We start from the raw sequence: 23,250 nt of genomic DNA, 5'->3' as shown, positions 1-23,250 counted from the left end.
TCACGTTCCGAAACTCTGTGTTGCCGCCCATCTGTCGCACATATCGGTATCACCCCACCGGGTGCCGGGTGGGGGGTACGCACGCTCGAGGGGAACTGGCCGCGCAGCTCGCGGTCGCCCGGATCGGCCCCACCACTCGGTGGCGGGGCCGATCCCGGCGACGCATCCGTTTACACGCCCGGGCGAGGATGCCCTGGGTGATCTGAGCCGTGCCTTGCCAGTGTGAGCGCAGGCCGAGCATTTTCGCGGGCAGGTCGAGCCCGCCGAGCAGCACCTGGCCGCCCGCGCCGAACAGCAGCACACCTGTCAGGCCGAGCAGCACCCGGTTGACTGTCCCGGCGGACCCTGCGCATCGCTCGCTCACCTCTTCTTCGGGCGCCGGATGTCCACGGTCAGGCGGAGCTCGTGTGCCAGTCCCAGCTGCCGCAGGCCCTCGCCGAGCGAGGTGTCGAGGTCGGCGCGGACCTCGTCCAGTTCGCGGAAGTGCGAGACGCAGTGCGCTTTCGTCTTGCGGCGGCTGACGGCCATCCGTACGGACTGGACGCCGGCGACCTCCATGGCACGGTCGCGCAGCACCAGCGCGGCGGCCGCCCGGTCCAGCCCGGCCCGCAGGTCCGGCGCCGCCGGCCGCATCGGCAGCACCTGGCGCAGTCCGGGGGTGACGGCCAGCACGAACAGCCAGATGCCGAGCACCAGGGCGACCGCGGCGGCGCCCAGTACCCAGGGGTTGTCGAGGTGACGGGTGGCCAGTTCGCGGGCGAGGCGCCGGCGCCAGGCCATCGCGGGGCGGTCGGCGCGCACCGCGGCCACGTCGTAGAGCAACAATCCCGCGGCGGCCAGCAGCATCAGCGCGACCAGGGCGGCCGGCGCCCGGCGGGCCGACCAGAAGCGCCGGACCCGGTCGTGGTCGGCGGTGTCCGTGGCTGTGGTGTCCGCGGCGGACGGGATCGAGCAGTCCGCCGCACCCAGCGTCGATCCGTCCTCCTCGCCCGGCGTCTGAGAGCCTGGTGTCCCGCGCATCGTTCGTGCGCGGGACACCAGGCTACTCAACTGTCCCGGTTCATCTGTCAATCCCCTGAAAACGTGGAGGCTCCTCCGGGACCTGGCCGAGGCCACCTCCTTCTGGGAAGCCGGCGACGGGCCGTGGGGGGCAGGGTGCAGACCGGCTCGGTGACGAGCGGGGCGAGGGCCACGCCGCCCTGCGACTGGAGCTCCTGATCGGCGCTGTCGCCGAGGACAACGGCTTCCAGGCGGCCCCCGTCCGGTAGTCCGGGAGCGGTACGGGGGAGTGCCGGGAGCGGGATGTCACTTCGGTGCGGGGCATGAACTCCCGTACAGCCAGGATGAGATGAACTCCGCAAGGGAGCGTCGGCGGACCCAGGCGGACGCGTTCCGGGGGCGCCACGCGGCGGGCGGCGCGGGCGGTGTCGGCGAGCGGGCCGTCGACGCCCGGAGGATGGGCCGGGCCCGGGCAAGGACCAGTTCCCCGAAGCCGGTGGGGGCCGCACCCGCCTGGCGGCACCCGGATCCGCACCCGCCGCCGCACCGGGATGGACAACCGCAAGAACTTCTCCGGGAAGGCAACCCCCATGGCCTGCCTTTTCTCACCCTGAACGACGAGACGGGCAACCTGATCTGGATCGCCGCGGCCCGCCCGGATGCTCCAGTGAGATCATCACCGGGGCGACAACAAGCTCACCGGCCATCTGCGTGAGGCCGGGCTCGGCGCCCTGGCCGACCTCGGGGTCGTGGGCCTGGACGACGACCCCGAAGACAACCTTGTGGTCATCCCCGGCGCAGAGCCACCCGCGACCACCAACTGACCGACGCCGAGCGAGAGGTGTCCCCGACGTTGGCGTGGTGCCGTGCCCCCAGATCTGCCGTGCCCGAGGCCTGCTTCTCGCCATGAACCCCTCCAGCAGCCCGCAAACCGCCTGACCTGGGCAGCGCGGTCCGAGTGAGCATGGCCCGGGGCCCCACAGCCATCAATCCGTTTCGAGGCAGCGAGTTCTGCCGGAAGTGCATGGCCGGGCGGTGGCGCACGGCTGCGGCCGAGAACCGTGAAGACATGGCCGACGGTCTCGCGGCCGTGACCCTTGCCATGGTTGCGCGTGGGGGCGACGCTCCCGACTGGCCTTCCGGTGGGGGATCGTGCCCGCGAACGAGGGGGAGGACCCGCCGGGCGGAACGCAAGGCCGCGCACGAGTGGGTCACGACGACCGACCGTTGGGCGACATGGCTGACGCCGCGGTGTTCGAGGAGGTGCTGTAGCGCGTCAGCTACAAGCTCGACGGCGCCCCGGCGGCGGGTGATTCGTCCAAGCGGCGCCGTGCCCTGAACACCGCCCTTGAACACGCCGTGGTCGCGGGGAGAGGGGTCCCGGAGAACCCGCTACAGCGCGCCTGCCGCAAGCGCGTCGGCTCCAACGATTGGTCGACCGGCGCGTCCTTATGAACGCCGTACGGTCCGACAGTTGCTCACCGCCGTCCCCTATATCGGATCGCTGTCGTGGGCGGCGCCTGGTGGCCTTGTACGCCGTCCTGTACTACGCGGGGCTCCGGCCGGCTGAGGCGGTCGGGCCGCGGGTGTCGGACTGCCACCTGCCGGTGGGGTGGTTGCCGAGGGCGGCGGCGAGAAGAGTGCGGAGGTGGTCGGCTTCCGGAATCAGCGTGGCCTCGATCTGGTCGTCGGTGTGGCCGGCCAGAGTGAGTTCCTGGATGCGCCGGAACAGCAGACGGTCCGCCGCGGCGATCAGGGCGGCGCCGGCCCGAGGCGCGATGGCCGGGTCGGGGTCAGGGGCGGCGGCGGTCAGTGCTGCGGCAAGTGCCTCCTCTCGCTGGTCGTGCAGTTCGCGCAGCCGGGCGGTGAGGGTGGGGCTGTCGGCGACCATGCGGGCGAACGCAGGGCCGGTGAAGCCGACGACGGGGCTGTGTTCCTGCAGGGCGGTGCGGAAGGTCCGCCCCAGGGCGGTGAGCGGCTCTTCGCCGGACCCGCGCTCGGCGACGGTCCGGGCCAGGCCCTCGGTGAACGCCTCGTGGTGGTCGAGGGCCAGGTCTTCCTTGCGGGGGAAGTAGTTGGTCACCGTCTTCTTGGACACGCGGGCCGCGGCGGCGATCTCGGCGATGGTGGTCTGCTCGAAGCCCTGCTCGATGAAGAGCCTGGTGGCGCAGTCGGAGATCAGCTGCCTGGTCTCCTGCTTCTTGGACTCACGGAGCCCCATCTCGGTAGTCATGGAGCAATCTTACATCGGTCGTAAAAATACTCTTGACGGAGTAGGTGCCTCTGCCTAAAGTTACGTCCGTTGCAAAATTATCCCGAGTGAACGGATGTGGATGCGCAAGCTCACTTACTTCATCGGCACCACCATCGACGGCTACATCGCCGCCCCCGGCGGCGACTTCGACTTCTTCACCCCGCACATCACGGAGGACTACCTGCCCTTCCTGACCACCGAGTTCGCGGACGCCCTCCCCACCCCGGGCCGCGCGGCGCTCGGCATCGCGGACACGCCGAACACGCGCTTCGACACGGTCGTGATGGGGCGCGGCACGTACGACCCGGGCTTGGCCATGGGCCTCACCAGTCCGTACGCCCAGCTGCGACAGATCGTCTTCTCCGGCTCGCTCGCCACCGGCCCGGACCCGGCCGTCGAGGTCACCGACGAGGATCCGCTCACCCTGGTTCGCAAGCTCAAGCAGGAGGACGGGCTCGGCATCTGGCTCTGCGGCGGCGCCGATCTGGCGGGTCAACTGCTGCCCGAGATCGACGAGCTGATCGTCAAGCAGTACCCGATCGTGGCCGGCACCGGCATCCCGCTCTTCCGTGCCGACTTCTCGCCGTACACCTTCCGGCTCGCGGACAGCCGCGTGTTCGAGGGCGGCAACGTCGTCCTCACCTACGCCAAGGCGTCCGACTAGAACCGCACCCGCCCAGGACCCCGCACGCGATTCACCGCCCGAACCTGCCACGCCCGTACCTGCCAGGAGTTGCCTTGAACGTCACCACCTCCACCCTGTCCCTCACCGTCGCCGACGTAGACGCCTCGCGTGAGTTCTTCTGCACGCACCTCGGCTACCAGGTCGCCATGGCCGCCGACGGTTTCGCTTCCCTGACCCGCGGCGATGCCGCCGCCGACATCGTGCTGCTCCGTAGCGGCAGCGAGGTGCTCCCGCCCGAGCAGCGCGACCAGCAGGCCACGGGTCTGATCTTTGCGCTCACCGTCACCGGTATCGAGGCCGAGGAGCGCCGCCTGCGCGAGGCCGGCGCCCCGATCACCATGCCGCTGCGCGAAGAGCCCTGGGGCGAGCGGCTGTTCCAGCTGACCGACCCGAACGGCATCATCGTCCAGTTCGTCGAATGGGCCGCGCCGGACGAGCCCGCGCAGACCGAGGAGCCGGAGGAGTCCGCCATGCTCGTGATCACCCCGACCGCCGAGAACGTCACCGAGTCTCCGAACGCCCGCATGACAGGTCTGGCCGCCCCCAGCCGGGGCAGCACGGAACTCAGCACCTGGACCGTCGCGATGGAGGCCGGACAGACCGGCCCCGAGCACGTCATCAGCCGCGAACAGGTCTGGATGGTGACCGCCGGCGTCCTCGACGTCACCTGCGACGGCCGCACCGAGAAGATCTCGGCCGGGCAGACTTTTGTTCTCCCGCCGGACGTGCTCCGCCAGGTCCACGCCCCGCGGGCGGCCGAGGCCCATGTCGCCATGCGTGCGGACGGTGTGGCCTCCGTGCCCGGCACCGAGGGCACCCGCATCCTGCCCTGGGCCCAGTGACAGCCCCGGCCCAGGGCCGGATCCAAACCCTCCCACTCCTTCCCCTGACGGAGACAGCCTGTCCGTACGCATCACCGCCCTGACCGACCCCGAGGAGACCTCCGCGGGCCGCCGCCTGGCCTGGCTGGCCTCCGGCCCCGACGGCAGCCCCGCCGGGTACGCCTTCCTGCGCCTGTTCACCAGGGAGGGCCAGCGCCACCTCGCCGAAGTGGACGTTCAGGTCCACCCTGCCGAACGGCGCCGGCGGGCAGGCACCCTGCTGCTCGACGCGGCCGTCGCCGCTGCCCGCCGGGACGGCCGGAGCATCGTCATCGCCCAGGCCGCGGCCGGATCCCCCGGCGCCGCCTTCCTCACCGCCAGAGGCTTTCGCGCCGCACTGGCCCTCACCTACGCCCGGCTGCCGCTGGCCGAGGCGGACCTCCCCGCACTCACCGCCATCTCCGAGACGCCGCACGCCGGCTACCGGCTGACGGCATGGGAGGGGACGGTGCCCAGCGAACTCGCCGACACCTTCGTGGCGTCGCGCCGGGCCATGGACGACATGCCGATGGGCGCCGTCGACTACGGCACGGTGGTCTGGGACCTCGATCGGGTACGGGCGGCGGCGACTGCCGTCTCCGCACGCGGCGATCCTCCACACCGTGGCGGCCATCGACCGTTCGGACGGGGCCGTCGCCGGCTTCACCGAACTGGTTGTCCCCGGCAGCGGGACGGGCGACGCCCAGCACTACGGCACGGCGGTGCTGCCCGAGCACCGCGGCCGCGGCCTCGCCCGCTGGATGAAGGCCACCTCGATCGTCCAGGCCCGCGAATGCCACCCCCGCCTCGGCGGCCTGCTGACCGACACCGCCGACAACAACCCGCACATGCGGCGCGTCAACGACGAGCTCGGCTACCTGCCGACGCACACGGCCCACGAGTACCAGCTCGACCTGTAGGCCAACCCTCCTGGCGATGCCACATGTTCGTCCGGGGAGGCTGTCACCCGTTGGGGACTGCGGCCAACACGGTTGCCTCGTAGCGGACGACAAGCTTGTCGTACGTCGTGGTCACGGCCCGGTGGCGCTGAGGCGGTTGCTCCCGCACTGACGGCATGGCGGTCGCGGTAGTCGACCGGGTCGAAACGTGGTGGCCGACCGTCTTGGGAGCCGAGTTGCGGGCGGTTGCGGGCCCGGTCCGCCGGGACGGGAACGGCCGCCTTTGATCCCGCGTCTTCGCAGGTAGGCCCGTTGCGGCGGGAGTGGCCCATGACCCATGGCAACGACCCGAGGCCACGACGGTCACAAGATCCGCCGGACAGGCCGTAGAGGACGCCGAAGTCGGCGCGGCTCGACGGCGACCCGAAAGAGGAGGTGTGGCGGCCGAAGCCGCGCGTGTTTGCGGGTTCGCCAGCCCCGCCACCGTCTTGCACTACGGCGAGACCCTGGTGGGCGTTGAGCCGGCGCCCTTCATGGTGAACATCGGCTGCGTCCACCGCACCGTGCGCCTGTGGAACAGAAAGGCTCGCAGCCGCACCCTGACGGCTTCCCCAGTCGCGGGTGGCACCCTCAGCCACTGCAGGAACGGAAACGTGGCCGGGCTCGGCTGCAGTTCTCGACGTCCTCGTCTCTGTCCAGTGCCGTCCGCAGACCTGCGGGCCTGCACAATGCTGCCGACGGGGTGTTCGCCAAGGGCGACGATCGGCACCGCCGGCAGGCCGTGTCGATAGCCGCCCTGGCTGCACCCGGGTCGAGCGGGGTCAAGGCCCCTCCCGCAAGGTCAAGAAGGCTCGGGAGCCGAGACCAAGAACAGCCCGGGCAGCTGACGGAGTGGGGCACGCATGGCCCCAGCGGCCATGCGCGGCACTGCCGGTACGGGGGCTGGGGTGCTGATCGAGCAGGTCCTGCTCCGCGAGGCTGTCGGGGTTTGTCTCGTGGAGGCGGCTCCACACAGTGGCTCTGGACCAGATGAGGGGCTGGAGCTGTTGGCAGCTGGGCGAGGAAGCGCAAGCTCAGTTGAGGCGGCCTCATCGTCAAAGCTGCGTGGCGAGACCTTCTTTCTTGGCAACGTAGAAGCAAGCCTGTGCGGCCATTGTCATACCCATGCGGTCCAGCACCTCAACGGACTCCAGAAGGAGCTTCGCGTCCATCTTCGCCATGGCTTCGCCGAAACGATTGCGCTCGGCCAAGTCCTCTGGGGACACCGCGGTACGAAGCCCCGCTACCCGCTCGGCCAGCTTCTCGCGCTCGGCTTGCATCGCCGCGAACCCGCGTACGGCGCGGACGATCTCCTCATCAGTCATGTCGCTCATCGGGCACTCCTTCGGTCTCCTGCTTCATTTTCTCCTGGTCAGATGAGACAACTGCCCTCCGAGGTCGCTCCATCACGTCGAAATGTGACATGCGCAATTTGGTCGGTGTCGCAGTGTGCCTCCAGCATGGACTGGGTTTCAGCCGTTCGTCAGCGTTCTGCACGATCTGCAGCCACACAACAGCCCCAGGACTTCGTGGTTCTGGCTTCGGCTCTGTTTGCGCCGCGCGCTCCCGGTCCCGCGCGTCACTCTTCGTTCTGGGCGGCGCGACACCGTCGCACAACAGCAGATACACCCGAAGCGTGCAGGACAAGGGTCGCCGGTAGATGAGTCTCCGTACCTAGTGCCCTGACCGCGAACCTTTGCCGGGTTGCAAGGACGACGCTTCCAACCAGCGTGGGGAGGTGGGATGGCGCAACCGGTCAGGGTCCGCGGACTGTGGACAGATACGTCCTACGTGACAGATTGGCCGATTGTAAGACGGCGACGTTGCCGGGGAGTTGGCGCCCGGGGCATGATCACTGCTCGTATCCACCTGATCACTCACTCAGGAGTCGAACGTGATACGCACCATGGCTTTGCGTGCTCTCCCTGCCGTCGCCGTGACTGGCGCCCCCGCCCTGCCCCTCGCCCAGGGAGCCCAGGCGGCCGCCCGGCCCCCGTCGCCCCGGCGGCCGCCGCTGTCGGCCATCCCGGCCAGGTCCGCCGGGGCGACACCGACTTCATGCACTCCCACCCGCGCGTCGAGGTCCGCTACGGCGACCTCGGCCCCCCGGACCGGGCCCGCGTCGTCGCCTCGGCGGCGACGCTGATGTAGCGAGGCGCCGGTGCCGCCCGACCCGGGCGGCCCGCCGGCCACCAGGTCATGACCGGCGACGGCCACGCCGCCACCGCCGTCTCCCGCCTTTGCCGCATCTCCTTCCGCCTCGTGGCGGCGTTCCTTCCTGTCGCCGGCGCAGCGACCCAGGGCAGCGCGGCTGAGGTCACGGAGCGGCTGCTTACCGCAACCTCTCATTGCGTCGTTCGCTCGCATGCCCCGTTTCACGAGATTCCACAACAAGGGAGTCACTGATTTTCATGTACAAGCGTCGGAGTTTACTCGCCTTCGCCACTGTGAGTGCGGCGATATTCACCGCTGGAGTCATGCCGTCGGTCAGCCATGCCGCCAGCGGCGGCGACGGGGAAAGGGAGGGGTCCTACGCCGAAACGCACGGCCTGACGGCGGAGGACGTCAAGAACATCAACGCACTGAACAAAAGGGCCCTGACTGCGGGTCAACCTGGCAATTCTCTAGCGGAATTGCCGCCGAGCGTCAGTGCGCTCTTCCGGTCCCCCGACGCTGCCGACGAGAGGGTGACCCCTCCTGCCGAGCCGCTCAACCGGATGCCTGACGCGTACCGGGCCTACGGAGGTAGGGCCACTACGGTCGTCAACAACTACATACGCAAGTGGCAGCAAGTCTACAGTCACCGCGACGGCAACCAACAGCAAATGACCGAAGAGCAGCGAGAAAAGCTGTCCTACGGCTGCGTCGGCATCACCTGGGTCAATTCGGGCCCCTACCCGACGAACAAATTGGCGTTCGCGTTCTTCGACGAGAACAAGTACAAGAGTGACCTGGAAAACAGCAGGCCACGCCCCAATGAGACGCAAGCCGAGTTTGAGGGGCGCATCGTCAAGGACAGTTTCGACGAGGGGAAGGGTTTCAAGCGGGCGCGTGATGTGGCGTCCGTCATGAACAAGGCCCTGGATAGTGCGCACGACGAGGGGACTTACATCGACAACCTCAAGACGGAGCTCGCGAACAAAAATGACGCTCTGCGCTACGAGGACAGTCGCTCGAACTTTTACTCGGCGCTGAGGAATACGCCGTCCTTCAAGGAAAGGGATGGAGGTAACTACGACCCATCCAAGATGAAGGCGGTGGTCTACTCGAAACACTTCTGGAGCGGGCAGGACCAGCGGGGCTCCTCTGACAAGAGGAAGTACGGCGACCCGGATGCCTTCCGCCCCGACCAGGGCACAGGCCTGGTAGACATGTCGAAGGACAGGAATATTCCGCGCAGTCCCGCCCAACCTGGCGAAAGTTGGGTCAATTTCGACTACGGCTGGTTTGGGGCTCAGACGGAATCGGACGCCGACAAAACCATATGGACCCACGCCAACCACTATCACGCGCCCAACGGCGGCCTGGGCCCCATGAACGTATATGAGAGCAAGTTCCGGAACTGGTCTGCCGGGTACGCGGATTTCGACCGCGGAACCTACGTCATCACGTTCATACCCAAGAGCTGGAACACCGCCCCCGCCGAGGTGAAGCAGGGCTGGTCGTAACAGCCGGGTAGGAGGGCCGGGTCACCCGGCCCTCCTACCCCCCAGCCCGCCACACGCCGGCGTCGATGCGGTCCCGGTCTTCTTCGGTCACACCCCAGCGGTTCAGGTGAGCCAGGACGAAGCGGCGTACGGTGCGCACGTGGTTCTTCTCGGCGGGGCAGGGCGATCACGGCGTGCCGGCATCCCGGTTCAGGAAGCAGAAGCGGCGCCGGTGTCGATGTGCCGGCGGGGGCGCGTCCTTGGGGCCCCGGGGGGACAGTCGCGGAGGGACGGGCGTGCGCGTGGTGCATGGGGAGGCCCTTCTCCCGTCGCGACGGCGTTGTTTTCCTGACGCCGTCTTCCTTCCTTACGCTGAGGCCGGCCGCACTGTTCGTCGCACTCGCTATCAGGGAGAGGACACATACGGCGCCTTACGACGGCGTACGGGCCGCGATGGCCAGCAGTCGTTCGGTGTCCTCGTGGCTGAGGAGCAGGGCCCGGCCGACCGCGGCCAGGGTTTGGCGCTCGCTGGGGGTGTACGGTCCGCCGGCCAGGGCGATGCGGGCGCCCTGCAGCAGGATGTCCTCGCTCCCGGCGGGGGCCAGGTGGGGGGCGAGCGGGTCGAGGACCTCGTGGAGTTCGATGGTGAGCGCGGTGCCGCTGCCATCGATGCCCTCGTTTCCGGCGGCGAGGACGGCGAGGGCGACGGTGTGCACGGCGTCGCGGAGCATCGCTGAGAAGCGGGTGGTGGTGGGGTGGCCGAGGACGTCGGTCCGGAAGCAGGTCCGGCAGGCGGCGCATTCGACCACGGTTTCCGCGGTGCCGCGGGGGAGGAGGGGGATGCCGAGGAGAGCGAACCGATGGCGGCCGATGCGGCGCAGGTAGCTACGGTCGCCGCCGCAGCCGGGGCAGAAGAACTCGCCGTCGCCGACCGTGCGCCAGGTCGTGCGCACTCCCCATATGTGTGGCATCTGTCCCTCCAGCGGCTGCGTCCGATGCTCCCGGCACGGACTGCCGTCGGCCGGTGAGACTTCGGCAACGGCGCCGTGTGATCGTGACGTTGAAGATGGATTCCCACTCGGGTGTCGGTTCCGGTCCGGTGCCTTCACCGCATCAGTCCTTCTGCACAAGCAGGTCCCGGGCGCCGGCGCGGACCTCGTCCGTGCCGAGACCGCGGACCGTCAGCGTCGTACGGCGGCGCAACACGTCGTCGACGGTCTCCGCCCACTCGTGGTCTGGCGCATAGACGACCTGTGCCCGGATCTCCGGGCCATCGGGGTGGATCCGCTCGCCCAGGGCCGGGTCCTCGCTGTCCAGGCGGGCGATGTCGAAGGACAGCGACCCGTAGTGGGTGGCCAGGTGGCGCGCGGTCAGCGGGTCCATCCGGGCGCCCCGCCTCCCGGCGGACCAGCAGCCGGTGCGCGACCTCGTTGGGGTCGGCGAGGCCGGACAGCGGTACCCGTCGTGGCGGGTGGGATACCGGCTTCATATCGCCGGAGAGGGAGTGGTGCAGCTGCGCCACTTTCCGCAGCACACCTCCGCCGGGTCGCCCTCGTACGCCTCGTCGGTGGTGCCCAGCAGCAGCTGGTCCTCCCACGGCAGGGCAAAGGTGAGGCGGTACTTGTCGATCGGCGTTGCCATCGCGGCCTTCCACGGAGCTTTGTGCTTGAGGACGGCGTGGGTGCCCTTGGAGAGGTGGATGCTGGGGGCCGCACCCTTGTCCTCCATGCGGCGCAGGTGGTCCGCCCACGGGCCGGTGGCGTTGATGACCAGGCGGGCGTCGATGCCGAACTCGGTGCCGTCCAGGCGGTCTTGCACGTCCACGCCGGTCACGCGGCCGTGGGTGAAGTGCAGGCCGGTGACCTCGTGGTTGATGACGACCGCGCCGGACCGGACGGCCGCGCGCACGGTCATGACGGCCACGCGCGCGTCGTTCATCTGGTGGTCGCCGTAGACCGCGCCAGCATTGAGGCCGTCGGTGCGCAGGCCGGGGTTGTCGGCCGCGGCCCTGGTGGGGGATATGAGTCGCCCGACGCCGTCGCCGAAGGCCGACAGCATCGAGTACGCGAAGACGCCCGCACCGAGCTTGGCCGCGCTGTGCGGGCCGCCCTTGTAGACCGGCAGGTAGAAGGTGAGCGGGTTGACCAGGTGGGGGCCACGTCCTTGGCCGGCACCCGCTGCTCGTGGTGGTTCTCCGCGACCAGTTTGACCGCGCCGGTCTGCAGGTAGCGCAGACCTCCGTGGGCGAGCTTGGAGGAGGCGGAGGACGCGGCACCGGCGAAGTCGCCGGCGTCCACCATCGCCACCCGCAGCCCGGACTGCGCGGAGTGTCAGGCCACCGAGGTGCCCAGGGTTCCGCCACCGATCACCAGGAGGTCGTACGCCGCCTTGGACAGTCGTTCACGGGTCTCGGCTCTGCCGGGACCCGGATGCGCGCCCAGGGGATGATCGCTTTGCAGGGTGCTCATACCTTTCTCAGTGCTCCTCTTCGATCCAGCCCGTGGTCCGCTTGACCGCCTTGAGCCAGAGTTTGTATGTGTGGTCGCGTTCGGCCGCGTCCATCCGGGGCGTCCACTCGGCGGCGCGGCGCCAGTTGGCGCGCAGTTCGTCGGTGTCCGGCCAGAAGCCGACGGCCAGTCCGGCCGCGTAGGCAGCGCCGAGGCAGGTGGTCTCGGCGACCATCGGGCGCACCACAGGGGCGTCCAGGACGTCCGAGATGGTCTGCATCAGCAGGTTGTTGGAGGTCATGCCGCCGTCGACGTTCAGTGAGGTCAGGGCAACGCCGGAGTCCTTGTGCATCGCGTTGACGATCTCGCGGGTCTGCCATGCGGTGGCCTCGAGCACGGCGCGGGCGATGTGCTGCTTGGTGACATAGCGGGTCAGGCCCGTGATCACGCCGCGGGCGTCGGAGCGCCAGTACGGGGCGAACAGGCCGGAGAAGGCAGGGACGATGTAGCAGCCGCCGTTGTCCGCCACCGAGCTCGCCAGGGTCTCGATCTCCGCGGCGGTGCCGATCAGGCCCAGCTGGTCGCGCATCCACTGGACCAGCGAGCCGGTGACCGCGATGGAGCCCTCCAGCGCGTAGACCGGCGCTCGCCGGCCGATCCGGTGGCCGACCGTGGTCAGCAGCCCGCTGTGGGAGTGGACGGGCCGGCGGCCGGTGTTCATCAGCAGGAAGGTGCCGGTGCCGTATGTGGCCTTGGCCTCGCTTTCGGAGAAGCAGGTCTGGCCGAACAGCGCCGCCTGCTGGTCGCCGAGCGCGGAGGCGACCGGCACGCCGTAGAGGGCTCCGCCGGCCATGCCGTACACCTCGGCGGAGGAGCGGATCCGCGGCAGGATGGCGGCCGGGATATCCATGGCGGCGAGGAGGCGCTCGTCCCACTCCAAGGTGTGCAGGTTCATGAGCATGGTGCGCGAGGCGTTGGTGACGTCGGTGACGTGGACGCCGCAGGAAGGGCCGCCGGTGAGGTTCCAGATGACCCAGGAGTCCATGGTCCCGAAGAGGATGTCGCCGCGCTGGGCGCGCTCGCGCAGGCCGGCGACGTTGTCCAGCAGCCAGCGGATCTTGGGGCCGGAGAAGTAGGAAGTCAGCGGCAGGCCGGTCTCGCGGCGGAACCGGTCCTGGCCGACGTTGCCGCCGATCTCCTTGCACAGCGCGTCGGTGCGGGTGTCCTGCCAGACGATGGCGTTGTGCACCGGCTCGCCGGTCTTCTTGTCCCAAAGGACAGTGGTCTCACGCTGGTTGGTGACGCCGATCGCTCTGAGGCCGCGGGTGATCCCGGCCTTGCCGAGGGCGCCGGCGACGACCTCCTCGACGTTGGTCCAGATCTCACTGGCGTCGTGCTCCACCCAGCCCGGCCTGGGGAAGATCTGCTCGTGCTCCTTCTGGTCGATGGAGACGATCCGGCTGTCCCGGTCGAAGATGATGCATCGGCTTGACGTGGTGCCCTGGTCGATCGCGGCGATGAACGGGCCGGCGGTTCGCGCGTGGGTCACGGTGTGCTCCTGGAGCGGCTCAATACGGTCCGGGGGTGGGGCGGCTGGGCTCGATCGACGTGGGAGCCAGCTGGTACCGGGCGGCGCCGATTCAGCTCGTCGACGCACTCCGGCGGAGACCAATCGGAGCGGCTCTGCCCCGATGTCATCCACTGTTCGACAATGTCGACCGCAGGACGGCAGTTTTGCCCGCCCTGAGGATGACGTCAAGGGGTTGCCGCCCGGTAACTTAAAGTTTCGAAGATCCTTGAGGCGGTGATCCAGAGCCTGCCGTGGCCGAGATCGCGCGGCACGGCGAGGGCGCAGTCCCGTATGGCAGCCGCGCCCTCACAGGTCGCCCTCCCGGAATCCCCGGGGCGATCGAGCAGAGCTCTTCCACGTAGCCGAGCGCACTGTCAGCATAGGTCAGTAGGGGCCAGCGAGAGGGGATTTCCGACTTCCGCAGAAACTGTCCGGATTGGATCGCCGGAGCGTCCGGGCGCGACTCAACGGCGGCCCGGGCTCCGCGATTCGACGATGCCTCTCACGTGTGAATGAGCTGCCGCGTCTGCCCACAGCCGGCCGTGACCGTATCGCCGAAGCTCTGCATCAAGGATATTGGGATGGCGCCCCGCCTGGCGCTTTTTTAAGCCGCCGCACTCATCTGCTGCCGGCGACTCACCAAATGAAACATCGTCTTACTGATCTTTTCGTAAGTTCGGTGGGTGTGGTGGCTGGATGGTCAGGCCGGTGTGGGCGAGGTAGGACCATGGCAGGTGCTGGTTGTGGTTGATCCGGTGGACGCCTTGTTCGGTGGCGTCGGCAACGTCGGCGAGGTGGTCGCCGGCGAGGTTGGCGAGTTCGCGCTTCTTGAGCGACGACCAGAGCAGTTCCACCGGGTTCAGCTCGGGTGCGTATGCGGGTAATCGCTCGAGGGTGAGCCAGTCCTGCTCGGTGACCCAGGCTCGCATCGCCCGGCTCCAGTGGGCGGACAGGCCGTCCCAGACCAGGATCACTGGCTCGCCACGGTAGAACGCTTTGACCTGTTCAAGGACCTCGATGAGAGCGATGGTGTCGTAGCTGCCGGGCTTGAGGTGGAAACACAGGCGAGGACCGCGGTCGAAGTCGGTGGAGTGGTAGCCCAGAGCCGCAGCCATCGACGCACGCTTCCAGTTCAGCCGGTGCCGCAGAAGCGGCGTGCGGCCGCGAGGTGCGTAAGTACGGCGGATCTGGGGCAGCAACGAGACGCCTGATTCGTCGAGGAACACGATCCAGGCACGTGTGTTCACCGCCCCCTTTTGATGCGCGGCCACTCGTGCGTGATCCAGCGGGCGATCTCGGACTCGTCCCGCTCCACCGCCCGCCGCTCAGGCCGCTGCAGACTCCACCCCAACCGGCCGGTCAGCAAACGCCACACCGACGCCCGTGACAGGGACACTCCTGTCACCCGCTCGACGACCGCGCCGACTCGTTCCAGGGTCCACAGATCGGCCTCGAATCCATGAGCCTGGGCACCTCGCTCCAAGGCGGCCCGCACAGTCTCGACCTGGGCGTCATTCAGCTTGGGCGGGCGCCCGGTGGCCGGACGCCGGCGTAAGGCTGGAGCACCCCCTTCCTCCCACACACGCCTCCACCGCCGCACGCTCTCGGCACACACTCCCACCGCCCGCGCGATCTCCGGATTCGACCCGCCCTCCTCAAACAGCTCGACCGCCCGAACACGACGCGCCTCCGCCAACTGCGGCCGTGACAACGGAGGTACGGAAGAACCAGACGCACAGGACAAAGGTCGATAAGCCATCCCGACAGCCTCCCACCCACAAAGCCACCACACCCACCGAACTTACGAAAAGATCAGTAGGCCGTGTCCTACGTGGTGAGGCGGTCGTTGGCTTCGGTATGGGGCGGGGTGCGTGGAGTTGGATTGTTCCGGACGGTCTGTGGGAGATCGCGAAGCCGTTGATCCCGCCGTCGAAGGTGCGGTCGCAGGGTGGTGGGACCCAGGACACGCCTGATGAAACGGTGTTCGCGGCCATCATCTACGTGCTGGTCAGTGGCTGTTCCTGGCGTGCGTTGCCGCCATGCTTCGGGATATCGAAGTCGACCGCCCACCGCCGGTTTCTGATCTGGTCGCGGGCCGGCGTGTGGGGCCGGCTGCACGAGGCGATCCTGCACCGGCTCGACGATGCCAGCTTGATCGACGTCTCCCGCGTGGTCCTGGACTCCGCCCACGTCAGGGCCAAAAAGGGGGCGAACTCACAGGTCCGAGCCCCGTGGACCGGGGCAAGCCGGGTTCCAAGATGCACATCCTGTCGGACGCGAACGGACTGCCCTTGGTCGTCGGCGTCTCGGCGGGGAACACCCACGACAGCCAAGGGCTGAAGCCGATGGTCGAGGGTCACCAAACGAGACACGACCCTCACCGCGGCCGCTACTTCAAACCCGAGCGCCTGCACGCCGACAAGGCGTATGACAGACCCGACCTGCGGAAATGGCTGCGTGGTAAGCGGATTGGAGTGCGGATCGCCCGCAAGGGCATCGAGTCCAGCGAACGGTTAGGGCGGCGTAGATGGGTGATCGAGCGCACCATGTCGTGGCTGTCGGGCTACCGCAGACTCAGCCCCCGCTACGAACGCGACCACCGCAACTACCTGGCCTTTCTCGGACTCGCCGCCGCCATCTGCTGCTACAAGCGATACGTCCGCCTCACCACATAGGACACGGTCTAAGTGAGCGTTTGGTTCGCTTATCGGATGGTCCATGACGATTTTGAGCGGCCAAGCGCGGGTGCCGGCCCGGCTATCCGTCGGAAAACGGCTTATGCGGCAATCAGTAGACCAGTGATGCGCCGGTTTCCTTGCACGAGCTCCCGTCTCATTCACAAACCCACCGGTTCACACAAGATTGCGAACCCGCGCCCCGAGTGCCCCGGACACCCCCGCACACGCCCTGCCCAGGCCGACCGTAGCCGCATACCCAGACACCATGCAGCCACCACGGCCCTACCCCAGCGACCTGTCCGACGCGCGGTGGGAGTCATCCGCCCCACCCTTGAATGTGCGGGGGGTGTCAGCGGGTTGGGTGGCGGGTCGTGCTGCTGCCGGCCCCAGGGCCCGCCCGGCTCGCTGCGTTATGTCCAGCGCATGCCGATCGCGGACAGTTGCTCCGCCCGCTCCGGGGACAGCGTCGCGGCCCTGCTGCCCTGGTTCCCGATCCATGCCCCGAGCCGGAGCTCCCGTTCCTCCTGGTCCTCGCCGACGATCCGTTCGATGTGCTTGCGGGGTACCCGAAGGTGCCCCTCGCGCTCGTAGAACTGCCGGGCGGCCGCGAGGTTGGCGGCCCACTTGTCGGCCTGGCTGGTCCGCGGCTTCGGCTTCTCGTCCTCGGCCGCGGGCTCGATGCCGAGGACCTGCTCGCACATCCACTGCTGCACGGTAGTGAGCTTGTCCCAGCCGAGCCGGACCGATTTCACCCACCGTCCCAGGTCCTCGCCCCGGTGCACGACGACGCCCGGCTCGGTCGGCAGCTCGCTGCCGACCTCCTCCAGGCGCAGCCGCGTGAGGTGAAAGGCCCGCTGCCACTCCACCGGCCAGACTGGGCACCAGGACGGATCGATCTCCTCCAGCTGCTCACGCCGTTCCTCCGACAGGGCGCCGGCCCACGACTCCACCGGCAGCCCTTCGGCCTGGCGCTGTTCGAGCTCCAGGGCGGCGCCGGGCGGCGGCGCGGGCGTTGCGACTTATCGCTTCGATGTCAATAAGTGTTCTCACTGGGATGTCTTCAAGTGTCCCTCGTCGCAGCGCAGATCTTGTGACGCCCTATGAGATCCAAATTTGACACCAAATGAGAAATGCCAGCACATCGAGGTGAGAAGCCCTAATGAGCTCCCGAGGATGCGTCGGGACCCAGGGACTCCACGTGCATGGGTAGGACCGCCGAAGCAAGGATCGGCGACTCCGCCCAGGCCATCTACCAATGGCGCGGTGCCAAAGACGTCATGACCGGCTTCGACGGCACCGCCCTGGCTCTGTCGAAGTCCTTCCGCTTCGGCCCCCTCCTCGCCCACGAAGCCAACCGCTGGCTCGCCATCGCCGGCGCGCCCATCCGCCTGCAGGGCAGCGAAGCGATCCCCACCGAACTCGGCTTGGTCCCCTGCCCGGACGCCGTCTTGTGCCGCACGAACGTCGGCGCCATCACTGAAGTCGTCCAACTGCTGGATGCTGGGCACCGCGTCGCCCTCGTCGGCGGAGGCGAGAGCATGCGCGCCCTGGCCCTGGCTGCCCGCGACCTGAAGGAAGGCCGTCGAACCGGTCACCCCGAACTCGTGCTGTTCACCTCCTGGGGCGATTTGCAGGACTACGCCTCCTACGACCCGGCAGGTCGCGACCTGCAGCCGCTGGTCGACCTCGTGGACAAGCACGGCACGGACGCCATCCTCGCCGCAGTCAACCAGCTCACCGATGAAGACCAGGCGCACGTGACTGTCTCGACCGCGCACAAAGCCAAAGGCCGCGAATGGCCCAGCGTGCGGATCGCTGGCGATTTCCCGCCACCTCGCGACAGCGGCGAGCAGGACGATTCTGGCCGTCCCATCCCCGGCCCGATCGATGACGGCGAAGCCCGTCTCGCCTATGTCGCCGTGACCCGAACCCGGACCCGACTCGACATCGGGGGCCTTGCTTGGGTCGAACAGCACCCTGACGGCACCTCTCCGGCCAACCCACCTTCCCTCGATCCCTGAAGGACCTCACCCGCTGTATTTCCGCTTTCACGACCTCCGGTACTCGACCCCGAACTTGCTCCTGAAGCAGGGCGTGGACCTCGTCGTCATCAAGGAACCTCTCGGTCCCACATCGGCGTGACCGCTGGCGTCTACGCCCACGTACGCCTCCGCCTCCAACGCCAGGTCATCGATTCCCTCGGCACCGACAACGGCCCGACAGGCGATGAACCTGACGGCCCCGCGCCGCAGCCACCATCCGCTGACGTTCCCGTCAGTGTTGCCGTCAAACGCCCGTGAGCCCCCGCCGATTACCGACTCGGCGGGGGCTCCCAGTTGCGCCCGAGTGAACTCAGAAACTCTCGGGTATTCCCTCTTCGGTACGCCGGGGACGCTGGCGGCTAAGACAGGTTGTGCCAGGCGTGGCTACAAGTTCCCCGGCACTCCGTTTCCCTTCTTCGCGTGTCAGCCACCGCGAACGTAGACAACAGAACACGGAAAGCCTTGAGATGTTCATTTGGCGGCAAGCTTGCAATCTTTCCTACTTGTTCGAGGATTGGCTCCCGAACAATGAGGACTGCAGGGGTCATGGTTGCCTTGACGCCTGAACTCGTGAGGCCATCCCGCCCGTCTTGTGCATTGACGTGCACCTGGATCAGGTAGAGAACGATCTCGCGCAGAACCGAATCCTGGCCCCCTTCGTCTAGGGATGAGAACCAGTCGACGGCCTCGTCCAGGCTGCGCATCCCTTGAGCTACCTCATTGATGATTCGCTCCGAGGTCCGCAATTCATTCACCTATCCCTGGGTTCGAACACGACGTAGGGTTTGTCCCTTTCCAGCACCGTGTAATCTTTTCTGGGACTGTTCGGGTTATAGCTCTGATAGAAGTCCCGACCACGGCCGCTCCCCTCGCCATCCCCCGTCCCCCGAGGTAGAGAATTCTTGACGCTGTGACGGGTTCTGGACAGACCGGTCAAGATGTAATCCCAGTCCGAGGTTGGGTTTAGATTCCCATTCCCCGCGCGGCTTCCGACCACAACGATTGGCTGCCCTGCCTTGTCAGCGGCATTCTGGATTCGCTTGGCATCATTCGGACTGATGCCAGCATCCGATGCCGTTCTAAAGCCGGGGCCACACCAGCCATTGGAGTTATGAACCAGGACGGGCGTCTGGCCTGCCAGCACATAGTACGTGTGCTACGCGAAGCCTTCGACCTGCTTTTTCGCAGGTCAAGTGCGGTTTGCTGGTCCGGTGACGTGCGCGGGCGTCCGTGGTTGTGCGGGGTTGTTGCCGTCGCTACTGCCGTCAGACGGTTCAGCCCAGATACGGCTTCTCGCGCTGTTCCAGGAAGTGCTGGAGCCTGAGTCGTTGGGTGTGGTGCATCGGCAACTGCTCGATCTCGTCCGGCGGCACGAACCGGAGTTCGGTGGACTCGTCGGAGATTGTCAGTTGGCCGCCGGTGATGCGGGCGGTGAAGCAGACGTTGAACTGTCGCCGGACCTCGCCGTCGGTGTAGGCGATGATGTGTTTCGGGTCGGTGTAGGTGCCGACCAGGCCGGTGATCTCCACGTCGAGGCCTGTCTCCTCTTTGACCTCGCGGACCGCCGTGCCGGGCAGGGAGTCGGTGAGGTCCATGCCGCCGCCGGGCAGGGCCCATAGGTCGTTGTCGCGGCGGCGCTGGAGGAGGATGCGCCCGTGGTCGTCGGTGACGACGGCGGATGCGGCGACGACCATGCTGTTCGGCTCGGGCGCGTTCGGGTCGTCGTAGTACTCGGTGCGAGCCACGGTCAGTCTTCCTCTCGTACGGGGGTCGCGGTCGCCCACACGGCGTCGAAGCTGTCGGCGTAGGTGTCGAACATGCCGCTCTCCTGGTGTCGGCGAAGATGCCATACGGGGGCGGCGTACGCGTTGACGCCCCAGACGTGTGCGTTAACGAGTTGCTGGTCGTCGGCGCGGTAGAGGGAGTTGTAGAGCGTGGTGCTGTGGGTGCGGACTTCGATGCCGGGGGTGTCGGCGAGCGGCTTGTAGTGCATGAGTGCGAGGCGGCAGCGGGATTCGATGCCGTGCCCGAACCGCTCCTCCTGGCCGCGGGCTTGGACGTTGCCGCTGTCGGCGTCCCCGATCGCGATGCGGACGGTGCAGCCTTCGGCGGCGCGTTCGGTGAGGAGTTCGTTCAGCCGCGGGTACGCCTCGTGGAGGAAGACGGCCGCGTAGACGAGGATGTCGATCCGCTCCCGGGCCTGGGCCATCAGGTCGGTGAACGTCGAGACGGGGAGGTCGGCCCGCTGCTCGTAGAGCGCGACCAGTTCAGGGCTGATGGCGCGAGCGGGGCGGGCCTGACGGAGCGCCGGCCAGAGTGCGTGCACGTCTTCTCCCAGGGCCTTGGCCGCCTGGAGGGCTGTGGCACGACGTGGGGTACGCCCGAGGTTCACCCAGCGCTCGACCGACTTGGGGTCAACCTCGACCTGCTGAGCGAGTGCGGCGTACGTCCAGCCTCCCGCCGCCATGACGGCTCGTAGTCTCTCGTTCGGCACGAGTCTCCCCCTTCGTCCCAGGACGGCACTAGGGACGTTCTACACGGTGCGGGACGTCCCGAAGTGGGGTTTGGTGGAGGTTCCTTCGTCCCGGTGACCGGCGTGAGGATCGGTGCCAACCCTGCGGCACCAACAGGCCCAAGGGGCACGCATCAACGCCGCCGAGGAGCGTCACCGTGCGAATGAGCGCCACCCCACGTGTTCCCGCCCTGCGACTGGACGCCCGGCCCCGCGCCGCCTCGCCGGGGTGGTCACGATGACGGCCCCCACCCCTGATGCCGACGGGCACACCGTCTCGCCCGATGCCGGCGCCCTGGTGGTCGACCGGCGAAGCGGCAAGGTGGGCGTGGTGATAGGGCATGTGGGGCCGTACGTGCAGCTTCGGCCACCGCGCGGTGGCCAGGAGTGGGACGTGCCACCCGAAGACGTACGTACGCCGACTCCGACGGAGGAGTTGAGCGCGAAGGTGGCCGTGGCCAACCGGAGGTGGGGACGGTGACCCCGCGCTCGGTCCTGCGCTACGAGACCTGGACGCTCCAGCCCGACCGCGAGCCGGACGCGGAACCGGTCCTGTACGCGATGCAGTGCGCCGTGGACGGAGAGACCTCACCGACGAGCGAGGACTTCGCCGAACCGCAGGAGTGGGTGCTGCGGCACTGCGGTCAGAACCCGTCCCACCACACTTACCGGGAGATCATCACCCGCCCCTGGCGGACCTGGCGCCAGACGTGATCCGCCTCGCTCGCCCAGGCGCCGCACCGCGCTGACCACCCGACTCCCGTCCCTGCCGGGCGCAGCCGATCGAGGCTCCCCCGCACTCGTCAGCCCCGGCAGGGACGGGCCCTCCGTGCGTGCCGTGCCCATGGCCGTGGGGGTTCTGGCCTCTGCCACAGAAAGTCAGCCACGACGGCGGGCGCGCCGACCGACCACCCGCCACGTGTGTCTCGCTCAACCCCGCACCGGCATCAGCCCCGTTATCTCCATCGTCACGGCCCCCAGCCAGGCAGCAAGCATGGGCGTCCGGGACGGCGCGAGCCCGCCGGGCGGCCTCTCAGGTGCCCGGCCAGCCTGCTGCTGAGGGGTCGGACCGGGGCTTCCGATTGGTGGTCCGGCTACGCTCCCGGGCTCTGCGCGCCGAGTGGTCGGCGGCCGTCGCCAGCGGGGCGGCAGACAGGAGCGGGCGGCGGCCGCCGACCGCCGGCGCGCGGCGGCCCGCGTCAGCGGGGCGCCCTTGACGCTTCGAACCGCTCACCGCAGACGAAGCCCGCCAGTTCCTCAATGCCGCAAACGGCCACCGGTTGCACGCCCTGTTCGAACTCGCTCTCCACACCGGACTCCGCAAGGGCGAACTCCTCGGCCTGCACTGGGAAGACCTCAACCTCGACGCCGGCACCGCCGCCATCCGCCGAACCTTGCAGCGCACCGCCGCAGGTGGGCTCACCACGCTGCCGACCAAGACGCGGGCTTCCGAGCGCCGCATCGCCCTACCCACCCGCTGTGTCCACTTGTTGAAGCTCCACCGCGAGCAGCAGCAGTGCGAACGGGAGTCCGCAGGCACCACGTGGCAGGACAGCGGGCACGTGTTCACCACCCCGCAGGGCAAAGCGATCGACCCGACCAACCTCAGCCGCGCCTTCACCACGCTCCTCCGCAAGGCCGGCCTCCGCCGCATCCGCTTCCACGACCTCCGCCACTCGACCGCCACCCTGCTCCTGGAACAGGGCGTCGAACTCGTCGTGATCAAGGAACTCCTCGGCCACGCCCACATCGGCGTCACCGCCACCGTCTACGCCCACGTCCGACTCCGCCTCCAGCGCGAGGCCATCGACACCCTCGGCACCGCGCTCGGCAGCCGGGAAACCACCGAGACGGCCCGCTCCGGCGGCGACGAACCACCACCACCCCGCGCCACTGGCGTCCGCTGACGTTGCCGTCAACTACTGCCGTCAAACGCCAGATCAGCCCCGCCAAGCACAGCTCGGCGGGGCTGATCTTTGCCACTGCATGGTCCTTCTCATGGCGCGGATGGGTCGAATCGGGTAACGAACCCCATGCGGTCCATGAGAACCAACGTTACGGAACCCGATACTTGAGACCCATCAGAAAGAACCGAAGAACCGGTCCCACCAACTCGGCTCCCCAGAACCGTGGAAACGCAAGAGAGTGGGCCCGCCATAGCTTCTTTCAAGAAGTTCTTCCGGAATCGTGATGTACCCCGATTCAGCGAGAACTTGCTCTACCTTCTCAAGGTCATTCGCGTCGAGCTCGCCTTCAGCCTGCGCTTCATCCGTACCCAAGAAGGCGCCAGGGTTATCGGCCGCCACCATTGCCAATGGCTTGAACTTGCTCACCAGGGCAACAATCCTCGTCCCACAGACTGTGGCTTCCCCCGGCACTTCGATTCGTCCGTACTGCGCGGAGTCCTGGATGTCTCGATCGATTCCACAAGGCGTCGAGAAGCGAGAACCAACCTGCACAGCCAGACGGCTGAACGAAGCTGCAGCATCGGCCGCATTGTAGTCAGCTGGCGTTTCTGGACATTCGGGATCGTCCAAACGATGCAACAGCTCCATCAGATTCGCATCTCTCTCCATTAATCCTCCAATCATCGAATTCGCTACACCCGGATCGGGTGA

At 68.0% G+C, this 23,250-nt stretch carries 19 protein-coding genes and 6 pseudogenes; 10 read left to right on the top strand and 15 right to left on the bottom strand.

The genetic code is table 11. From position 1 onward, the window contains the following. Positions 1-49: 49 nt before the first annotated feature. The 3 genes from STRNI_RS01265 to STRNI_RS01255 form a co-directional block, all read right to left on the bottom strand. Positions 50-322 carry a hypothetical protein gene (locus STRNI_RS01265; RefSeq protein ID WP_277410311.1) on the bottom strand — a complete coding sequence of 91 codons (273 nt, stop codon included), beginning with the start codon at positions 320-322 and terminating at the stop codon, positions 50-52. Between the two features lie 38 nt (positions 323-360). Next, positions 361-1,020 (bottom strand): DUF6286 domain-containing protein, encoded by a 660-nt coding sequence (locus STRNI_RS01260; protein ID WP_381845833.1) that lies wholly within the window; start codon positions 1,018-1,020, stop codon positions 361-363. Positions 1,021-2,545: 1,525 nt separating this feature from the next. After that, entirely contained in the window at positions 2,546-3,220 is a 675-nt protein-coding gene (locus STRNI_RS01255; protein ID WP_018093671.1) for a TetR/AcrR family transcriptional regulator, read from the bottom strand. Positions 3,221-3,332: 112 nt separating this feature from the next. On the opposite strand from STRNI_RS01255, the gene STRNI_RS01250 reads away from it, so the two are divergent. The 3 genes and pseudogenes from STRNI_RS01250 (at position 3,333) to STRNI_RS01235 (ending at position 5,718) form a co-directional block, all read left to right on the top strand. Continuing rightward, positions 3,333-3,917: a dihydrofolate reductase family protein gene (locus STRNI_RS01250; protein WP_277410309.1), complete on the top strand. Its 585-nt coding sequence runs from the start codon at positions 3,333-3,335 to the stop codon at positions 3,915-3,917. A 74-nt stretch (positions 3,918-3,991) separates the two neighbouring features. Continuing rightward, positions 3,992-4,780 (top strand): VOC family protein, encoded by a 789-nt coding sequence (locus STRNI_RS41275; RefSeq protein ID WP_338149699.1) that lies wholly within the window; start codon positions 3,992-3,994, stop codon positions 4,778-4,780. A gap of 58 nt (positions 4,781-4,838) precedes the next feature. Continuing rightward, positions 4,839-5,718 (top strand): annotated as a pseudogene (locus STRNI_RS01235) (GNAT family N-acetyltransferase). Positions 5,719-6,791: 1,073 nt separating this feature from the next. On the opposite strand, the gene STRNI_RS01230 reads toward STRNI_RS01235, so the two are convergent. Then, on the bottom strand, positions 6,792-7,070 hold the full coding sequence (locus STRNI_RS01230; RefSeq protein ID WP_159483518.1) for a hypothetical protein: 279 nt from the start codon (positions 7,068-7,070) through the stop codon (positions 6,792-6,794). A gap of 1,077 nt (positions 7,071-8,147) precedes the next feature. Here STRNI_RS01230 and STRNI_RS01225 point away from each other — a divergent pair. Continuing rightward, on the top strand, positions 8,148-9,404 hold the full coding sequence (locus tag STRNI_RS01225) for a protein-glutamine gamma-glutamyltransferase (protein ID WP_277410308.1): 1,257 nt from the start codon (positions 8,148-8,150) through the stop codon (positions 9,402-9,404). A gap of 410 nt (positions 9,405-9,814) precedes the next feature. On the opposite strand, the gene STRNI_RS01220 is transcribed toward STRNI_RS01225, so the two are convergent. The 5 genes and pseudogenes from STRNI_RS01220 to STRNI_RS01200 form a co-directional block, all read right to left on the bottom strand. Then, entirely contained in the window at positions 9,815-10,354 is a 540-nt protein-coding gene (locus STRNI_RS01220) for a TerB family tellurite resistance protein (RefSeq protein WP_277410307.1), read from the bottom strand. A 142-nt stretch (positions 10,355-10,496) separates the two neighbouring features. Then, positions 10,497-11,851: pseudogene (locus STRNI_RS01215) on the bottom strand (glycerol-3-phosphate dehydrogenase/oxidase). A gap of 7 nt (positions 11,852-11,858) precedes the next feature. Continuing rightward, positions 11,859-13,379, bottom strand: a complete 1,521-nt coding sequence (gene glpK / locus STRNI_RS01210; protein WP_277410306.1) for a glycerol kinase GlpK — start codon at positions 13,377-13,379, stop codon at positions 11,859-11,861. Between the two features lie 677 nt (positions 13,380-14,056). Then, entirely contained in the window at positions 14,057-14,647 is a 591-nt protein-coding gene (locus STRNI_RS01205; RefSeq protein WP_277410305.1) for a transposase, read from the bottom strand. After that, a complete protein-coding gene (locus tag STRNI_RS01200) occupies positions 14,644-15,159 on the bottom strand; it encodes a winged helix-turn-helix domain-containing protein (protein WP_277410304.1) in 516 nt (171 codons plus the stop codon). Before STRNI_RS01200 ends, STRNI_RS01205 begins: the two co-directional genes overlap by 4 nt. A gap of 98 nt (positions 15,160-15,257) precedes the next feature. On the opposite strand from STRNI_RS01200, the gene STRNI_RS01195 reads away from it, so the two are divergent. Continuing rightward, positions 15,258-16,075, top strand: a protein-coding gene (locus STRNI_RS01195; RefSeq protein ID WP_277410303.1) for an IS5 family transposase whose coding sequence is annotated in 2 segments (ribosomal slippage) — positions 15,258-15,600 and positions 15,600-16,075 — 819 coding nt in all. Because the reading frame shifts where the segments join, the coding sequence is not laid out codon by codon here. A gap of 413 nt (positions 16,076-16,488) precedes the next feature. On the opposite strand, the gene STRNI_RS01190 is transcribed toward STRNI_RS01195, so the two are convergent. Next, positions 16,489-17,028, bottom strand: coding sequence for a helicase associated domain-containing protein (locus tag STRNI_RS01190; RefSeq protein WP_381286634.1), 540 nt, complete (start codon positions 17,026-17,028; stop codon positions 16,489-16,491). 276 nt (positions 17,029-17,304) lie between these two features. On the opposite strand from STRNI_RS01190, the pseudogene STRNI_RS01185 reads away from it, so the two are divergent. Both STRNI_RS01185 and STRNI_RS01180 read left to right on the top strand, forming a co-directional pair. Then, positions 17,305-18,099 (top strand): annotated as a pseudogene (locus STRNI_RS01185) (3'-5' exonuclease); the annotation flags it as partial. Positions 18,100-18,121: 22 nt separating this feature from the next. Then, positions 18,122-18,378 (top strand): annotated as a pseudogene (locus tag STRNI_RS01180) (site-specific integrase); the annotation flags it as partial. Between the two features lie 101 nt (positions 18,379-18,479). Here the strand turns inward: STRNI_RS01180 and STRNI_RS01175 are convergent. The 4 genes and pseudogenes from STRNI_RS01175 to STRNI_RS01165 form a co-directional block, all read right to left on the bottom strand. Next, a complete protein-coding gene (locus tag STRNI_RS01175) occupies positions 18,480-18,875 on the bottom strand; it encodes a DUF5958 family protein (RefSeq protein WP_266449316.1) in 396 nt (131 codons plus the stop codon). Further along, positions 18,872-19,276: pseudogene (locus tag STRNI_RS41485) on the bottom strand (hypothetical protein); the annotation flags it as partial. The pseudogene STRNI_RS41485 and the gene STRNI_RS01175, both read right to left, overlap by 4 nt. A 118-nt stretch (positions 19,277-19,394) precedes the next feature. Then, entirely contained in the window at positions 19,395-19,865 is a 471-nt protein-coding gene (locus tag STRNI_RS01170) for an NUDIX domain-containing protein (protein WP_109886522.1), read from the bottom strand. Positions 19,866-19,867: 2 nt separating this feature from the next. Then, positions 19,868-20,587 carry a helix-turn-helix domain-containing protein gene (locus tag STRNI_RS01165; protein WP_159488637.1) on the bottom strand — a complete coding sequence of 240 codons (720 nt, stop codon included), beginning with the start codon at positions 20,585-20,587 and terminating at the stop codon, positions 19,868-19,870. A 283-nt stretch (positions 20,588-20,870) separates the two neighbouring features. On the opposite strand from STRNI_RS01165, the gene STRNI_RS01160 reads away from it, so the two are divergent. From STRNI_RS01160 to STRNI_RS01150, 3 genes and pseudogenes are all read left to right on the top strand, one after another. After that, entirely contained in the window at positions 20,871-21,113 is a 243-nt protein-coding gene (locus STRNI_RS01160) for a hypothetical protein (RefSeq protein ID WP_381286631.1), read from the top strand. After that, positions 21,101-21,346, top strand: a complete 246-nt coding sequence (locus tag STRNI_RS01155; RefSeq protein WP_109886519.1) for a DUF7848 domain-containing protein — start codon at positions 21,101-21,103, stop codon at positions 21,344-21,346. Before STRNI_RS01160 ends, STRNI_RS01155 begins: the two co-directional genes overlap by 13 nt. A 503-nt stretch (positions 21,347-21,849) precedes the next feature. Next, positions 21,850-22,539 (top strand): annotated as a pseudogene (locus tag STRNI_RS01150) (site-specific integrase); the annotation flags it as partial. A 174-nt stretch (positions 22,540-22,713) separates the two neighbouring features. Here STRNI_RS01150 and STRNI_RS01145 read toward each other — a convergent pair. Next, complete coding sequence (locus tag STRNI_RS01145) at positions 22,714-23,187, bottom strand: hypothetical protein (RefSeq protein ID WP_229838752.1); 474 nt, start codon at positions 23,185-23,187, stop codon at positions 22,714-22,716. Positions 23,188-23,250: the final 63 nt, after the last annotated feature.

It is taken from the genome of Streptomyces nigrescens (assembly GCF_027626975.1).
In the GTDB taxonomy this organism is placed as follows: Bacteria; Actinomycetota; Actinomycetes; order Streptomycetales; family Streptomycetaceae; genus Streptomyces; species Streptomyces nigrescens.
Note: the sequence above shows the minus strand (reverse complement) of the source record. Positions and strands in the feature narration are given on the sequence as shown.

Bases quoted from the DNA above. Each gene is read 5' to 3' on its own strand.
- STRNI_RS01260 (WP_381845833.1), bottom strand. From the start codon at position 1,020: ATGCGCGGGACACCAGGCTCTCAGACGCCGGGCGAGGAGGACGGATCG.
- STRNI_RS01255 (WP_018093671.1), bottom strand. From the start codon at position 3,220: ATGGGGCTCCGTGAGTCCAAGAAGCAGGAGACCAGGCAGCTGATCTCC.
- STRNI_RS01250 (WP_277410309.1), top strand. From the start codon at position 3,333: ATGCGCAAGCTCACTTACTTCATCGGCACCACCATCGACGGCTACATC.
- STRNI_RS01230 (WP_159483518.1), bottom strand. From the start codon at position 7,070: ATGAGCGACATGACTGATGAGGAGATCGTCCGCGCCGTACGCGGGTTC.
- STRNI_RS01225 (WP_277410308.1), top strand. From the start codon at position 8,148: ATGTACAAGCGTCGGAGTTTACTCGCCTTCGCCACTGTGAGTGCGGCG.
- STRNI_RS01220 (WP_277410307.1), bottom strand. From the start codon at position 10,354: ATGCCACACATATGGGGAGTGCGCACGACCTGGCGCACGGTCGGCGAC.
- STRNI_RS01200 (WP_277410304.1), bottom strand. From the start codon at position 15,159: ATGGCTTATCGACCTTTGTCCTGTGCGTCTGGTTCTTCCGTACCTCCG.
- STRNI_RS01165 (WP_159488637.1), bottom strand. From the start codon at position 20,587: ATGGCGGCGGGAGGCTGGACGTACGCCGCACTCGCTCAGCAGGTCGAG.
- STRNI_RS01160 (WP_381286631.1), top strand. From the start codon at position 20,871: ATGACGGCCCCCACCCCTGATGCCGACGGGCACACCGTCTCGCCCGAT.
- STRNI_RS01145 (WP_229838752.1), bottom strand. From the start codon at position 23,187: ATGGAGCTGTTGCATCGTTTGGACGATCCCGAATGTCCAGAAACGCCA.